Origin of the sequence: Allocatenococcus thiocycli (assembly GCF_921292965.1) — a bacterium.
Taxonomy (GTDB): Bacteria; Pseudomonadota; Gammaproteobacteria; order Enterobacterales; family Vibrionaceae; genus Vibrio; species Vibrio natriegens.
This window is the reverse complement of record NZ_CAKLCK010000001.1, coordinates 140,111-155,653: the sequence shown is the minus strand read 5'-3', so window position 1 is coordinate 155,653 and position 15,543 is coordinate 140,111. Positions and strand designations below refer to the sequence as shown.

Sequence of the window (15,543 nt, the reverse complement as noted above, 5' to 3'; positions counted from 1 at the left end):
TTCCTTTACTACTTGTCCTTGCCAGGCACTAGGTGCGCTTCTTCTCAATCAATTGCCACCAGTGAGCCAAACAAGGCTGAGCAGCAAGCTCCATAAAACTTAAATCCAGCCCCGCCTGTTGCCAGTCACCGACCAGAGACATAATTCGAACCGAATCCAGACCGAAATCGAGCAAGCTATCCTGCGGTTCGATTTCTTCAGCAGGAACGTCAAGCAAAGTCGCCAGTTGCAGAGCTAACTCTTGCTCAGACTGAGGAATCTCGTGAGTAATTGGCATATCGCTGACCTGGCTCAGTAGCTGTTGTTTGTCCAAGACATAGCCACATCGGCCCGCGACATAATTCAGTGCCATTTCATGCTCGCTCTCTGAAAAGTCCGCCACCGCATCAGAAACCATAAAGGCTTGAATGTCGGTCATGAACGCTTCAGAAGCGGTCTGTAAACAACCAATATGCGCGTATACACCAACGATGATCAGCTGGTCTCGCCCGGTTTCATCCATCATGGATTTAAGCGGCGTGCGCTGGAAAGCACTGTAGCGCCATTTGGTATAAACGATGTCTTGCTCTGTAGGCGCAAGTGCAGGCATGATTCTCGTAATCGTGTCATCAGCTTTTAGACCCGGCCCCCAGAAGTCCGTCAATAATGCTCTATCGTCCTGACACTGATCGCCAGGTTGCGCGGTATATACCACTGGAATGTCCGCTTCAATACAGGCTTGTTTGATCTGTTGGATGTTCTGCGTCAACGTTTGAATCAGTTCGCTGTCCAAATCGTAAAAGTTCAGAAAATACTGCTGCATATCGTGGATCAGTAATACGGCTCGCTCTGGATCTACCGACCAAGATACGCGATTTTGGGGGATCGTTTTAGATAACGGATAACCCGCAATAGCTGGAATTGCCATGAGGCATTTCTCCTAAAATTTGTAGATAAAAGTCTGGTTTGATTGAGTGGGTTAAACCAACTCAAGGAGTTTGTTCTTGTTGATCTTTCCGACAGGGGTTTTCGGCAATACATCGACGAAAATGACGCGATCTGGGATCTTAAATTCGGCCAACCCTCGATTTCTCAGGAAGCGCTTTATTTCGATCGGTTTTGGTTTATCTTCAAGACAAACTAATGCGGCACAACTGCGCTCACCCAGATAATCATCTGGTATCGCGATAACAGCCGCATCATGGACGGCGTCATGCACCATCAGATGATTTTCGATCTCTTGTGCTGCGATTTTCTCTCCGCCGCGGTTGATCTGTTCTTTATCGCGCCCGACGACTTGTAAGTTCCCTTCTTTGGTTAACACCACCACATCGCCTGTTCGGTAATAGCCCCCCGCAATAAAGGAACGTTGATTGTGCTCCGGTGCGTTGTAGTAGCCGCGAATCGTGTACGGGCCTCGTGCGCATAACATGCCAGCCGTACCCTGAGGCACAGGTTCGCCCATTTCGTTAACAACGAGTATCTCATCAGCGGGTGACATCGGCCGACCTTGCGTAGACACGATGACGGAGTCTGGATCGTCCCACCTTGTGTAGTTCACCAGCCCTTCAGCCATACCGAATACCTGTTGCAACGTGCAGTTTAATGTCGGTTTGACACGTCTCGCAGCCGCTTCACTAAAGCGCGCACCACCGACCTGAAGCACTTGTAACGAGCTGATGTCATATTGGGTCCGAGGCGCTTCATCTAGCCACAACAACGCCAAAGGTGGCACCAGTGCTGCTACGGTAATCTGATGGTTTTCAATCCATTGAAATGCGGTCTGTGGACTCGGATCAGGCGAAAGCACCACCGTTCCACCAGCCATAAAACATCCTAGAGCACCAGGCGAGCTCAACGGAAAGTTGTGCGCAGCGGGTAGGACACACAAATAGCGAGTTTGATGTGAAAACTTGCAAACATCATTGCTGGCGCGAACACTGTAGAGGTAATCCGTATGGGTACGCGGAATCAACTTTGGCGTGCCGGTTGTGCCACCAGATAACTGGAAGAAAGCAAAGTCTTGTTCCTGCATCGGCTCGGTTGCCGCGTTCGATAAGAAAAGTGAGTCTAGGTCGACACTACCCGTTGGTTTTAGACTGTTATCACCGGCCCAGACAATGGTCTCCAACGTTGGTAATTCATTCGCGACTTTTTGCGCAATATCGGCGGTATCGACACCCATTTGTGGCGCAGTAATTAACGCTTTTGCCTCAGTAAAATGACAAAAGTATCGAATCTCATAATATCGGTGGGCCGGTAAAGCTAATACTGGCTGAACACCAATTTTCAATAGAGCAAAAAAGCTCAGGTAAAACGCGCCGATATTGGGTAAGTGTAAGACGGCTTTATCGCCAGCCTTTAGTTTCAGCGTTTGTTGGAAGCCTGCTGCCAGTTCATCAACCTGATCGGCTAATGCTTGGTAAGTCCATTGCTGGTCACCAGACACAAGTGCAACCTGTTCGGGATAGGTTCCAGCGCTGGCTTCAAGCATCTCCGGTATAGTTTGCTCTGTCCAATAGCCAGCTTCCTGATACTGGCGTACGGTCTCTTCTGGCCAAGGTGTAAACCCAGACGCTTTCATGCTTGGCAGTTTCACACCACTACCTCCATGTTGTCCTGAACTTCAATGCCAATTGCATTCAGTACGGTACGCATTTTGTTGCCCGTTTCTTCTAGCTCACTTTGTGGCTCAGAACCACTGACAATTCCCGCCCCGGCGTAAACGCGCAGACGCTTTTTTTCCACTTCTGCGCAGCGAATCACTACGACCCATTCACCATTACCGCGGGCATCCACCCAGCCGACCAGCCCAGTAAAGTAACCACGATCAAAAGGCTCAACTTTTTCGATGAAATCGTAGGCCTGAGCCGTCGGATAACCACATACCGCAGGCGTTGGATGAAGTGCACTGGCAAGCTTAAGCACACTGGTGGCAGAGTCCGAAATCGTACCTTCGATGCGGGTCGACAGGTGCAGCATCGCTTTGGTTTCAATAACCGAAGGCACCATTGGCACATAAAGATTGTGGCACCAAGGCTGAAGTGCTTTTTCTACTGCATCAACAACCACGGCATGTTCATGGAGATCTTTACTGCTCTCCATCATCAGTTCGCCTTGTTGCTGGTTCATCGTTTCGTTATCACTGCGTCTGCGTGAACCAGCCAATGGGTTAGAGCAAACATGCGGCCCTTTGCGTGAGACCAATAGTTCAGGGCTCGAGCCCATTAAGTAAGTATCACAACATTCGCCCCCTAAACGGGTTGAAAAGGTATAACCGCCCGGATTTTGTTTTAGCAGCGTTTTAAGAAATTGAGCCCGATCTATCTCTTGTTCGGTATCCACTTGCATTGTTCGTGAAAGAACAACCTTCTCCAAATCAAACTCTTTTCGGGAACAGGCATTCGCCGCTTGAGCGACACTGTGCATGTATTCTTCAGGAGCTGGAATTGGCTTTATCGAAGACGGAACGCACCGGTTAGAACCATCCACGGTTGCCACTTTGTCCGGACGAATCGGTGATGTCGTACATAAACGTTCAGGCACAATAAAATGCACAGGATTGTGCTCAGAAAACGGGATGACACCAACCGCAATAGGGTTGTCGCTTTCATCTTCCTTGACCGATTCGAGTAGCTGACTAATACAAGAATCTAATTCTGAGAACCTGATTTTTTGGGAAAACTCTGCAGCAATGCCTTGTGTCAGTAACGTCACAGTCGGTGAACTGAAGAAAAACGAAGCATCATCCGAATGAGCGTTAAGAAACTCTGTGAGCATAGTACTGCTCCCCATTGAGTTACGAAGCATAATCATCTCTCAAATTATATTAAACATAGGACCACAAATGAGAATCCCTCTCAATTGCGATGTAAGAGTACACATACTGTTACATTTGATCAAATGCTTTTAATAACTATTATCATTCGTATTATTTACAAATTAGAGGTTTGTTCCATTTTGGTAACATATGAAAAGAGTTCGGAAACCATCATTGAGACATAAGGAGAAACAAAAACGGCTGATGATGTCACCACTCAGCCGCTTGCGTTGGTACTACTTGTATAGATAACAGGGTTGAACACTACCCCTTGCTGGTAAAACCGTACTGTTCATCACTGCGTTCAATAAGCTCATTAAAGCTCTCTTGCATTTTGCCGCCGATGATATCAACTCGGCGCTGCATCTCTTCAACCCAGTCACGATCTGCGACTACGTCACGAGGAAAAACCATGGTTCTCTGGTTTTCGCCTAGATAAAGAAAGGCATCAAACAGGTCACCAACCTGTGCATCCATATCGTCCATTGCGGCCAGTTTGTAACGTGCTTTTGGCAAAAAATCGATCAAACGTAGATCCCGCATTGGTTCCTGATCCACTTCCAATACAGCTGGTGATTTCAGTGTACTAAACGTCTTTACTACCTTGGGGTCAGTCATCGGCCAAATCAAATAAGTGCTGTCAGGAAAGGCTTGCTGCAGACGAGTTGCCAGCGGCCAGTCTGTTTCCTGTGTTTTCTTTACATAATCTGCTGGCGCATTAACCAAATGAAACGCACCAAAAATCATCAATGCTTTTTCATTATTCTTGATTCGTTCAGACGCGACTTGATAGAAATGATCGGTCTTATTCTTCGCTGCTTTCTTCCAAACTGTAACGTCCTGCAAGGCATCCCAGTCAAAAGGCGCTTCAGCCAGATGCACTTGAATTTTCTTGCCCTCAGGTAAAGCTTCGTTGCGCTGCTTTATGGCTATGAAAAAGTCTCGATAGACATCTGGCATCCAAGCCATAAAGTACAACGAACCTCTTAGCATCGTATTCAATTGGCTCTCACTGACTTCCCCTCCAGCAAGGTAATCATCCAGAATCGATTGGTATTTGGCGTTACCAAACTCCACGACGACATGATTCACCTGCTCGGAAAACTCTGGCTTAGAGACTAACTCGGTCGCATAACGAATAAACGCGTCATTCCAGTGATAATCTCCAATCGCGACAAAGTTATGCGTGTCAAAGGCCTGCAAAATGGCATCATCTGCGTACTTTGCTTGCTTAACCACTTGCGCCACTTCTCTTGGTGGTAAATCAACCTTAGCCGAGTGAGGTAAATACTCACATCCAACTAAACTCACGAGCCCTACACTTAGTAGCCATGGCTTTATTTTTCGACTTAATTTCCTCATGACCTAATCATTTCCTAGTTAACAAGATGACAACGATAACAAAAATAATTATCATTTACACAACTAAAGTTACCCATCTGTATCACGAAAAGGATGTTTAGATGAATGAAAACCGTTCAGAATTCAATGGCAAGTTATGCCTGGTCACTGGCGCTGGTCAGGGAATTGGTCTCGCATGCGCCAAAAGTTTATTAGCACAAGGCGCACAAGTGATTGCCTGTGATGTGAGTAAACAGACGCTAATGAATTTGATGAGTTCGATTCCTGACGAACAACAGGTCAGAACCACCCTTTTACCATTTGATCTGGCAAGTCCTGAATCTATCCAATCTGCCTGCCAACGTTTAGAAAATGACAAACTTATTCCAGAATATATTGCGACCTGCGCAGGCACCTTGCACCTTGCCCCTATTCTTGACCTGCCTTTGGACGCACTCAGTAAAACATTGGATGTAAACCTAAAAGGTACTCTACTTTTAACCCAGCATATGGCTAAGCTATTAGTTAAAAACGGGAAAAGAGGCGCTATCGTAGCGGTCGGATCAAATGCAGCCGATACTCCAAGAAGCAATATGTCTGCTTACTGCACATCGAAAGCTGGGCTCCATATGTGGATGCAGTGTTTGGGACTAGAGTTGGCTGAGCATGGTATTCGCTGCAATATCGTCAGTCCGGGGTCAACCAGAACTCCAATGCAGGAGCAAATGTGGAATGAGTCTTACGGAGAAAAAGAAACGATTCGCGGCAATCTGGAATCCCACCGAATTGGCATCCCCCTGAATAAAATAGCCGAAACCAAAGACATCACTAATGCGATCGAGTTTTTGCTCAGCGACAAATCAGGACATATCACCATGCATGACTTAAGAGTCGATGGCGGCGCTACTTTTTAGCCGTATAAACGACAAAGCCCCGACAACTCATCGAGTTATCGGGGCTTTTGAATAAATGGCACGCCCTATAGGATTCGAACCTATGACCACATCCTTAGAAGTGATGTAGTCACAGGATTACACACAATTACCTAAAGTTACATTGCCATTTAAAATCAACTATTTAATGACAATCAATAAGACAACAGTATCACTTATAGTTACATTTGGCTACACTAGACTAAACAGTAACCCGACTACATAGCCGACTACGAAGTTTAGCTAATAGCAGTTCATTCAAGGTAACTAATATGTTAACTGTAAAAGAGATAGAAGCATTTCCTGCAAAAAAAACTGCTTACTATAAACCAGATAGTACAGGCGAAAGAGGAACTGGGCGCTTAACTGTTCAAGTAACTCCCGCAGGTTCTAAGATCTTCAAGTTCAAATACCATAAAGAGAAGAAAGAAGTTTTCATCGCTTTGGGTAAGTTCCCTGCTCTAACTTTATCTAAAGCACGTGATCTAGCTAACGAGTACAGTGAAATGCTCTCTAAAGGATTAGATCCAAAAAATGAGCTAGAAAGGCAGTCTGAAGAGAAGAAAACAGCAGAACGTGAAAAAGATCAATTAGGCACCTTTGAGCAACTTATTGAGTTCCATAAGCAGAACAAACAAGATAATGGAAATCGTAGTCACGAAGACGAATATCAGCTCATAGTGAAAAATGTGTTCCCTCATCTCGACATACATCGAAAAGCGAAAGATTTTGAAACTGAAGATTTTTTGGACATATTAGCAATCCCAATTGAAGAAGGATTTGTGGACAAGAGTAATAAAATTCGCTCCATTCTGCATGCGGCATTCAACTTCGCTTTAGGGTACGAAAATAACCCTAAATTCAGAAAAAGAGAAACCAAATTCGCTCTTGACCACAATCCGATATCGAAAATACCAAAACAACCTGAAAAAATTGGTTCACACTTCCTATCTTGGAATGAAGTAACCCAATTACTTTATGACATGGAACATAGATTTGATGATTTAAACCTTGCATACCAAACCAGACAAGTGCTAAGGTGTCAACGCCAGTTTAAAATTGACCCACTTATCGACGTTATCGCCGAAGTAAAATTGACCCACCCATACAATTAACTTTTGCCTTCAGATAGACTTTCTAGAACCGCTGGTATGGTTCCAGCCGCTTTCTTTCCTCTTAATCGATAGCTTTCACCGCTGATTTGTACAATGTGCGAGTGATGAAGAAGTCTATCGAGTAATGCCGCCGTCAACGTTGTATCATCGGCGAACGCATTTGACCATTGAGAGAACGGCAAATTACTGGTCACGATAATGCTGCCTTGCTCATAACGTTTGGCGATGACGTTAAAGAACAAGTTGGCCTCTTCTCTGCCGAACGGTAAGTAGCCGATTTCATCGACGATAAGTAGCTTAGGTGCGAGTACACTTCGTCTCAAGTAGCTTTCAAGCTTACCCTGAGCTTTTGCTGTAGATAGCTGAAGCATCAAGTCTGCTGCGGTGATGAACCGTGTCTTTAGGCCCTTTTGAACCGCTATTTGGCCAAGGCTCACTGCAAGGTGGCTCTTACCAACGCCACTTGGGCCGAGTAATACCACGTTTTCCTTTCGCTCAATGAAGGCTAACCCTGTTAACTCCTTGAGCTGTTTTCTTGGGGCACCCGTTGCGAACTTGAAGTCATAGTCATCGAACGTTTTTTCCATTGGGAAGCTGGCGAACTTAGTCAGTGTGGCTCTTGTGCGTTCTGCTCGCGCTTCCAGTTCAGCGTTCAGAAGTGACTCTAAGTAATCGGCTAGACTCAGTTCACGACTGTTGGCTGCTTCTGCCAGTCTCGGCCACTCCTGACCGATAGCTTGTAACTTCAGCGTTGCACAGGCAGCCTCGATACGACTCATTTGAAGGTTCATGGTCGTACCTCCAACAACGCATCATACGTCGAGAGTGGGTGCTGGAAGCTCTCAAGTGGCATCACACTATCGCTTATTGTTAGTGGTGTGACTGGGCGTGTCGGCGATGGTAGCGACTGAAGTGTAAAGCGCTCTTCATCTAAGAGAACCTGAGGCTTTGCACCTGTCGTACCATGAGTTCGTTGGTGAGCGACGGTTTCTAGCCATGCGCCGATATGTCCATTAAGAACATCGACGGTGATTTTAAGTCCGTGTTGCTTGAGTGTCGCCGCAAGAGGAGTGACGAAACTATTCTTCAAGTAGGAGTTAAATCGCTCCACTTTTCCTTTGGTCTTTGCGCGATATGGACGACAGGCTCTCGGTTTAAAATTGTACTTCTTGGCTGCGGTGAGCAGTGCAGGGTTCCAGCGGTGCTCACCTTCACCGTATGCATCACGCTCTATCATGATGGCTTTCGCATTATCGAACAGAACTTCTTTGGGGACGCCACCGAAGTATTCAAACGCTTCTTCAAGACCTTCTATCCAGTCTTCTTGGCGCTCTCGTTCACTAAAGCGAACGAACGTCGCTCTGCTATAACCAAGCGTTGCCACGAAGGCTTTAACACGGACTCCGTAATGGGTGATGGTCGTAAAGTCCACTTGCATCTGCTCACCTGGCAATGTCTCGAACCGAACGACAGGGTCGACAGGCGTACTTGGTTTGTACTGTTTGATGTACTCCTTAAGCATCGTTATACCGCCTTCATAACCAAGTGATTTTAACTCACGTAGTAAGACGGTTGCGGGTATCCAATAAGGCTTTGCGGCTTCAATCCGCGTACACAAGTAGTCATGGTAGGGCTGAAGTTTAGTTGGTCGGGATTGACGCTCGGGGTACACGGGTGCTTTGCTTCTATCTCGCAGATAAGTACGAACGGTATTCCTTGAGATCCCCAGCTCCTTTGCGATACGGCGGATGCTGCACCCTTGCTGATGTAAAACGTGTATTTCCACTAGTTGCTCCTGATTGATCATAATCCGCCGCTTTGTCCATGTTACGAACGGATAGTTTGACTCAGGTGGGTCAATTTTAAATCGGCGTTAGTGGGTCATTTTTACATCGGCGCTGACAGTGCTCATTCTCCATATCATCCAACCAGGTCCCATTAACCTAGTGGCAACTCTGCCTTCTAGAATTAGAGATAATTACCATCAACTTCAAACGCTTTTTTCTGAAGCGCTAGCAGTTACACTGCCTGTTAATTGACCACAACCTTTCAATACACCATTATGAGCATGATTGATTAATAGCCACCTATCAGTATAGGAAGCTAACGTGATACATCGGTAGCAGTCATGGAGGATGTGCGGAATGTATTCGACCCCGTTTATTTTTAATGAAGAAGGCCAAACCGAGCACCTAGAGCGAGTCTCTTTTGAAAGTGGGTTTACCGAGTCTTGGCTGCAACAAAGGTTATTTGAAAACCCGCAATCTCTGCCCTTTGGGGAGATCGATCCGGCTTACCAGACTATCTGCCCTCTTTGTATGGAGATGAACACAGGCGCAGGACCAATTGATATAGTTTATGTAACGCCACAAGGACGATTAGTGATAGCAGAGACGAAGCTTTGGCGGAATCCAGAAGCCCGCCGTAAAGTTATCGGGCAAATATTAGATTACGCTAAAGAACTCGCGCAATGGAGTTTTGCTGACTTGCAACGTGAAGTGAGTAGGAGAACAGGGATAAAAGGTAATGCGCCCTACAAGCTAGTCACAGAACGATTTCCGGATGTCGATGAGGCTCACTTTGTGGATGGAGTTAGCCACTCTCTTAGTCGCGGTGACTTTATGTTAATCATCGCAGGCGACGGGATAAAAAGAGATGCTAATGCTATCGTTCAGTTCCTCCAAGAGGCAGGTAATCTACGCTTCGTTCTGGCTATGGTTGAAACTGCAGTTTATAAACACCAGCACAAAGACCTTTATCTGATTCAGCCTAGAACACTTCTACAAACTCAGGTAATAGACAGGACACTCGATTATACAGAGCGTCCAATAGTCGATGACAACGTTGAGAAAGATATAGAACCATGGCGTCAGCAGTATTTTGATTTCTGGACCAGATTTCTTGACTCATTGGCACTAGATGACCCTGAACAACCAATGCCGAAACCTGTCTCTATCGGAAACATTGCATTTTCTCTCCCACCATCAGGTTCTGTCGCATGGATTACGACATATTTTTATAAATCAAAGAGAAGTATCGGATGTTTTGTTCGATTCGCTAATACGCCACAAGGCAGAGATTTGTACGAAGCACTAATCGATGAAAAAGTTGGTATCGAGAAAGATTTACCATTTTCTGCTGTGTGGGACGAGAACAAACGAACAATTCATAGAACACAAACAGTAGAAGGAAATTGGCCACCTACCCAGGACGATACTACAGCTTTATTTTTCCAGGAAACTGTCAATGCATTAGTTAACACGTTCAGACCAAGGTTGGAAAGGTTGTTAGAGAATTAAATAGTATTAATTAACCTTATTACATTATGTTTTTACGAGAATTCTTATTCATATCATGGCATAGGTTATGCCTTTGGTACTAATATGTAAGAAAAATTTTAAAGGTGCAGTGTGCTAGAACATCGATTGAATAAACAGGACTTTTCGGAAAGTGTCGTCAGACAATCATTGTATTGGATGTCCCGCATCACTCCATGGCAACTCAGTGAAAATGAACACGAATGGATCGTCCAATTCTCTGTGGATAATGAAGGCATACTTTGCGAATTTCAGCGCTTACTTAATGATTATTTACTTAGAGAGAACCTTTCCGCCCATACCCAGAGACTGAGAGAACAAATAGCGTCGGCTGTTCTATCTTCGGTAGAAAGGCAGTTACGTCTATGAGCTTACTTCCTTTTAACTTCGAATATATTGACTCTGAAACGGCTTTTCTGAGTAACCAGGCTGGCTTTTTCGACTACCTTAATAGGTTCCAACTTGAGTCTCTCATTTCGTCTTATTCAACAGGGTCAAAGGCTAAAGACACTTCTCTGGAATCGAAACTTTTTCGGTCTTCCCCTGAAAATCATAGAGTATCCGTCAATGCTATGGCATCCGCCATGTCAAAACGCTTAATGAAAGCACTGCAATTCAATCCTATCTTTATGATTGTCCCTACTTTGCGATGCGATCATACATGTAGGTACTGCCAAGTAAGCAGGGCCTCTATTAAAGCTCAGAATTATGACATGGATGAAAGCGTTATAAAGCCAATGATAGAACAGATAAAGTCTTTATCTTCAGCGCCTTACAAACTAGAAATTCAAGGTGGAGAACCATTATTACGATTCGATCTTGTAAAAAAGATTTACGACGCAGCCAATGAGATTCTTGGTGAAGGACAATTTGAATTTGTGATTGCCACCAGTCTTTCCCTTTTAACAGATCAAATAGTTACATGGGCTGAGTATAAAAATATTCATTTTTCTACATCGCTAGACGGTAGCCATCTCATTCACAACTCTCACCGCATACTAAAAAATGGTAATTCGTATGATCGAGTCAAACAAGGAATAGACAAAATAAGACAATCTCTTGGCGATAAGTATGTAGCAACTGTAACTACGGTCACGCGTGCTTTGCTGCCCTATCCTGACGATATAATCACCGCACACGTAGACTTAAAATTAAGAGACATATTTGTTCGCCCCGTCAGTCCATACGGTTTTGCAAATAAAGGTGACAGCTCATCGTATAGTATCAATGAGTACATGCTATTCTACGAGCAACTTCTGAGTGCTTTATGCGACTCTTATAAGCGAGGAGAAAAACTCGTCGAACATTCTGCACTAATACACCTAAAACGCGTCTTGAACCCCGAATACAGTAGTTATGCCGATTTGAAGTCCCCAAGTGGGGTTATTCTAAACTCTATCCTATATAATTATGATGGAAAAATTTTTGGAAGCGATGAGGCAAGAATGCTCCAGAAATCAAATCCAGATATCGACTTTTCGCTTGGTACTATCCTTTCCCCGAGGATAAGCAGCAGCGACTTTTATCATAAAGTAGTTTCTCAATCTTTCTCTCTATGCCAACCTGGTTGTTCTGAATGTGCATTTCAACCATTCTGTGGTGCTGATCCCTGCCAAAATATCAGCGTATTTGGGGAACCTGTGGGTGATAAAAGTCAGTCCCGTTTTTGTCAATATCATAAAGCAATGTTTACTTTAATACTCAAACACCTCTACAAAGAAGATGATATCGGTCTTATGTTTAAGGAGTGGGTATATGGATGACGTAATCCGCGCGGATCTTTTTGAACTTAACGCACGAGATTTTTCTCAGAGTGGCTATTATCAACTGCGTAAATCACCTGATTTAGTTGAAGAGCAGTATCTGGATCAGTTGCTCGTTGTCAAAGATGAGAATATTTCGTTAACAATTATTCCCACCGGGTTTGCAGGCATTATTTATAGTCAATCATTGTATGAGTCGATTTGTGACGGTGATATAAGCACCATCAACACTCTCGCACAACTACGAGTCATCCTATCTAGAAACGCCAATCACAACACTTTACTAGTAACTGAACGGTGCAATAACTTGTGCCTATTCTGCTCTCAGCCTCCCAAAAGGGATAATGACCAATGGTTACTGACTTATGCAGCCCAAGCTCTTGCAGCATTCAATTTTGAGGGAGAAATCGGTATCAGTGGTGGTGAACCGCTGATATATGGAACTGAATTTTTGAGGTTCCTTGATTTCGTAGCGGAATTTGCACCAAGGACTCGTCTGCACATTCTTACAAACGGCCGGGCTTTTTCTGATTTGTATTTAACCCAACAAATTGCTCAGCGAACCCATCATATAGAGTTGATATTTGGAATTCCTCTTTATTCAAGCATCCCATCTGTGCACGATGAACTTGTTGGTGCGAAAGGAGCATTTTCTGAAACCGTCACGGGTATGATTAATGCTGGTAACTTAGGTATCGAAATGGAAGTCCGATTTATACCCACGCAAGCCAATGTAGATGAGTTACCAGCGCTTGCCGAATACATTAGTCGCGTCCTCTCTAGTGTTGTTCAGTTATCGATCATGAACTTGGAGCCCACTGGCTGGGCGAAAAAGAACTGGTCTATGCTATACCTCAGTGTAGATGAATACATCGAATCGTTACATAAGGCTATTCGCGTTGCAGAAATCTCTGGTCTTAGTCCGACGTTATTTAATTTTCCTCTTTGTCATCTGCCACAAAATCTTAGACCGTACGCGGTGAAATCAATTTCTGATTGGAAAAACTACTACCCTAAAGAGTGTGAACAGTGCCAATTGTTAGCAAGTTGCGGAGGATACTTTACTTCGTCCCGAGGTAAGTATCATCAATTGGCTAGGAGAATAATATGAAGAATAAATGGAATTTAGTGGCTTTATTACCAGGCTTTTTGGCGATGACTTCAAATTCTAAAGCACAGGAAGTGATGGTAGATGATACTGATTATCTCCACGACTTAGACTTGGATAATATTGCATTAGCGCCTCTTAATAACGAAGTGCCGTTGTACCTTGCAGCTCATCGAAGCCATAGTAGTCACCGTAGTCACAGCTCTCACCGTTCATCAGCTGGTGGGACTTATACTGCCCCTACAAAAAAATACAATTCTCAGCCATTAAGTCGCCCCAGTACACCTAGTTATACTGCGCCATCTACATCCCAACAGCCAAAGGTTAGCGCTGCGGATATGGCTAAACGTAAAGACACTATTATTAGAGTACAGTTCGCACTTTACAACCTCGGTTACTACTACGGTATTATCGACGGTATTATGGGTAAACAAACTCGAGATGCATTAAATGCATATCGTAAAGCTAATAATCTCCCAACATCGCAAACACTGGATACCAAGACGCTCAACTCATTGGGGATTTTGGCTCGATGAAACGGTTGTTTTACATAGTTGTATCACTATCATGCATTATTTGGTTAATCATGTATGTTGTGGCACCAATCACAGCATATCTCGCCTATCGGAATCAATTCATGGCGCAGACAGCGGAATGTGCGCTTGCTATGGATGAAACTTGGTATATTGAACAAGAAGACTCACCATCCTTAGACACCACTGCGAAAATCCATTTAATGGCTTGTCACAAATACGACAAAACTCGTAAAGTTATGTTGTCTTTGAAAGTCCCAGAAAGTGTCTTGGAATACCTAGGATTAGAAGCCATTGAGTTGCATCAACGCACGGTTGATTCATTGACCGAGCAACATCGCTTTAGGGAGAGATAAATGAAGAAACTTCTGCTCCTAATGCTATTAAGCTCCCAGTCTCAAGCATTAACATTGGATGAATCTTTGGATGTTGCAATTAAAGCATTTCATCTGGAAGGTAATGTATGTTCGAAAACAGTTTCAACAGAAATGTCTCCACTTGCTTCGGTAGGAGAATTAATTTTTGAACGTCCTGTATTGAGCGGAGACAAAGATATATCGTGTGCAAATTGCCACATAGATAGCAAAGCACTGACTGACGGATTAGCTTTGGCTATTGGTGTCGGTGGTGTAGGTGAAGATAAACAACGCCTAGAAAGTGGAGGCGCGGTGGTACCAAGAAATGCGTTCACTCTGTTTGCCCGTGCAGATGAACGTTTTTCAGTCTTTTTCTGGGATGGAAAAGTCCAACTCTTAGATGACCAAATTTACTCACCTATTGGTGAAGGGTACTCCATGGGGTTTGATTCTACTTTATCAGTTGCTGCCTTCTTACCTCTACTAGCAAGAGATGAGTTTCTTGGCCACAGCGCTCCTTATAAAAACAATCGTCATGTCGAATTGGTTGAAAACCAATATTTTCATGACAAGGTGCAGGCTCAAAACGTATTTGTCCAAGAACGCCTCCAAGACCAAGATGATACTGATGTTCGTTTGTTGGTTGACGCCCTCAAGAGGGCCTCTTTATCAAATCAGGAACTAACACTGCCAGTTATTGGAAATGCATTGGCAAGTTTTATCAAGCACAAGACGAACAGCACCTGTAAGCCGTCACCTTGGGAAAAGTACATCGTTGGTGACAAATCTGCGTTGTCCAAAGATCAAAAACTAGGGGCTCTGGTGTTTTACGGAAAAGGAAGATGTGCTGCATGTCATTCTGGAGATCTGTTGAGTGATATGAAATTTCATTCGATTGGAGTACCTCAAGGTCCTCAAGGCCCCCATATGTTTGGACAAGATTTGGGACGAGCCATGGTTACACATCAAACACAAGATAGATATCAATTCAGGACCCCTTCGCTTGTAAGTGTTTCCAATACTGCTCCATATGGACATAATGGTATGTTCCCTTCATTAGAAGAGATGGTCAAATACCATATAAGCCCTATCTTTTACTTCCGAAAGGCTGATATTGAAGACTCTATGATTTTACGCAACAACGAAACGATCGCCAGCCGAAGCGACGTTTTGCGTTGGATACGTGTGAGTGAAACTGAACTAGAAAACCTTTTGAAATTTCTCGAGGCACTATAAATGTATTACGCTACCGTCAGTAATTATTTCTAATAACAAACAA

The 15,543-nt window shown here is 44.2% G+C and carries 15 protein-coding genes; 9 read left to right on the top strand and 6 right to left on the bottom strand.

Going from position 1 to position 15,543, the window contains the following annotated elements; genetic code table 11:
* Nucleotides 1–28: 28 nt before the first annotated feature.
* The 4 genes from L9Q40_RS00735 to L9Q40_RS00720 all read right to left on the bottom strand — a co-directional run bounded on the left by L9Q40_RS00735 (nt 29) and on the right by L9Q40_RS00720 (nt 5,161).
* On the bottom strand, nt 29–907 hold the full coding sequence (locus L9Q40_RS00735) for an isochorismatase (protein ID WP_498791675.1): 879 nt from the start codon (nt 905–907) through the stop codon (nt 29–31).
* A gap of 51 nt (nt 908–958) precedes the next feature.
* Nucleotides 959–2,563, bottom strand: coding sequence for a (2,3-dihydroxybenzoyl)adenylate synthase (locus L9Q40_RS00730; RefSeq protein ID WP_498791770.1), 1,605 nt, complete (start codon nt 2,561–2,563; stop codon nt 959–961).
* Between the two features lie 11 nt (nt 2,564–2,574).
* Nucleotides 2,575–3,795 (bottom strand): isochorismate synthase, encoded by a 1,221-nt coding sequence (locus L9Q40_RS00725; protein WP_498791674.1) that lies wholly within the window; start codon nt 3,793–3,795, stop codon nt 2,575–2,577.
* A 268-nt stretch (nt 3,796–4,063) separates the two neighbouring features.
* Nucleotides 4,064–5,161 (bottom strand): hypothetical protein, encoded by a 1,098-nt coding sequence (locus L9Q40_RS00720; protein ID WP_498791673.1) that lies wholly within the window; start codon nt 5,159–5,161, stop codon nt 4,064–4,066.
* A 101-nt stretch (nt 5,162–5,262) separates the two neighbouring features.
* Here L9Q40_RS00720 and L9Q40_RS00715 point away from each other — a divergent pair, with 101 nt between their 5' ends.
* The gene (locus L9Q40_RS00715; protein ID WP_065299280.1) at nt 5,263–6,054 is read left to right on the top strand and encodes a 2,3-dihydro-2,3-dihydroxybenzoate dehydrogenase; all 792 of its coding nucleotides are present in this window, start codon (nt 5,263–5,265) and stop codon (nt 6,052–6,054) included.
* Nucleotides 6,055–6,344: 290 nt separating this feature from the next.
* Nucleotides 6,345–7,187 carry an Arm DNA-binding domain-containing protein gene (locus L9Q40_RS00710; RefSeq protein WP_498791672.1) on the top strand — a complete coding sequence of 281 codons (843 nt, stop codon included), beginning with the start codon at nt 6,345–6,347 and terminating at the stop codon, nt 7,185–7,187.
* Here L9Q40_RS00710 and istB read toward each other — a convergent pair.
* Entirely contained in the window at nt 7,184–7,978 is a 795-nt protein-coding gene (gene istB, locus L9Q40_RS00705; protein WP_050935648.1) for an IS21-like element helper ATPase IstB, read from the bottom strand. The genes L9Q40_RS00710 and istB overlap by 4 nt on opposite strands.
* Complete coding sequence (gene istA / locus L9Q40_RS00700) at nt 7,975–8,994, bottom strand: IS21 family transposase (protein WP_050935650.1); 1,020 nt, start codon at nt 8,992–8,994, stop codon at nt 7,975–7,977. Before istA ends, istB begins: the two co-directional genes overlap by 4 nt.
* 337 nt (nt 8,995–9,331) lie before the next feature.
* Here istA and L9Q40_RS00695 point away from each other — a divergent pair, with 337 nt between their 5' ends.
* From L9Q40_RS00695 to L9Q40_RS00665, 7 genes are all read left to right on the top strand, one after another.
* Entirely contained in the window at nt 9,332–10,486 is a 1,155-nt protein-coding gene (locus tag L9Q40_RS00695) for a DUF4268 domain-containing protein (RefSeq protein WP_498791671.1), read from the top strand.
* A gap of 111 nt (nt 10,487–10,597) precedes the next feature.
* Complete coding sequence (gene hxsD / locus L9Q40_RS00690) at nt 10,598–10,873, top strand: His-Xaa-Ser system protein HxsD (RefSeq protein WP_498791670.1); 276 nt, start codon at nt 10,598–10,600, stop codon at nt 10,871–10,873.
* Nucleotides 10,870–12,267 carry a His-Xaa-Ser system radical SAM maturase HxsB gene (hxsB, locus tag L9Q40_RS00685; protein ID WP_498791669.1) on the top strand — a complete coding sequence of 466 codons (1,398 nt, stop codon included), beginning with the start codon at nt 10,870–10,872 and terminating at the stop codon, nt 12,265–12,267. Before hxsD ends, hxsB begins: the two co-directional genes overlap by 4 nt.
* Entirely contained in the window at nt 12,260–13,378 is a 1,119-nt protein-coding gene (hxsC, locus tag L9Q40_RS00680) for a His-Xaa-Ser system radical SAM maturase HxsC (RefSeq protein WP_498791668.1), read from the top strand. Before hxsB ends, hxsC begins: the two co-directional genes overlap by 8 nt.
* Complete coding sequence (gene hxsA, locus L9Q40_RS00675) at nt 13,375–13,911, top strand: His-Xaa-Ser repeat protein HxsA (protein ID WP_498791667.1); 537 nt, start codon at nt 13,375–13,377, stop codon at nt 13,909–13,911. The genes hxsC and hxsA overlap by 4 nt, the downstream gene beginning before the upstream one ends.
* Entirely contained in the window at nt 13,908–14,264 is a 357-nt protein-coding gene (locus L9Q40_RS00670) for a TIGR03982 family His-Xaa-Ser system protein (RefSeq protein ID WP_498791666.1), read from the top strand. The genes hxsA and L9Q40_RS00670 overlap by 4 nt, the downstream gene beginning before the upstream one ends.
* Complete coding sequence (locus L9Q40_RS00665; RefSeq protein ID WP_498791665.1) at nt 14,265–15,500, top strand: His-Xaa-Ser system-associated MauG-like protein; 1,236 nt, start codon at nt 14,265–14,267, stop codon at nt 15,498–15,500.
* The last annotated feature ends 43 nt before the right edge of the window (nt 15,501–15,543 follow it).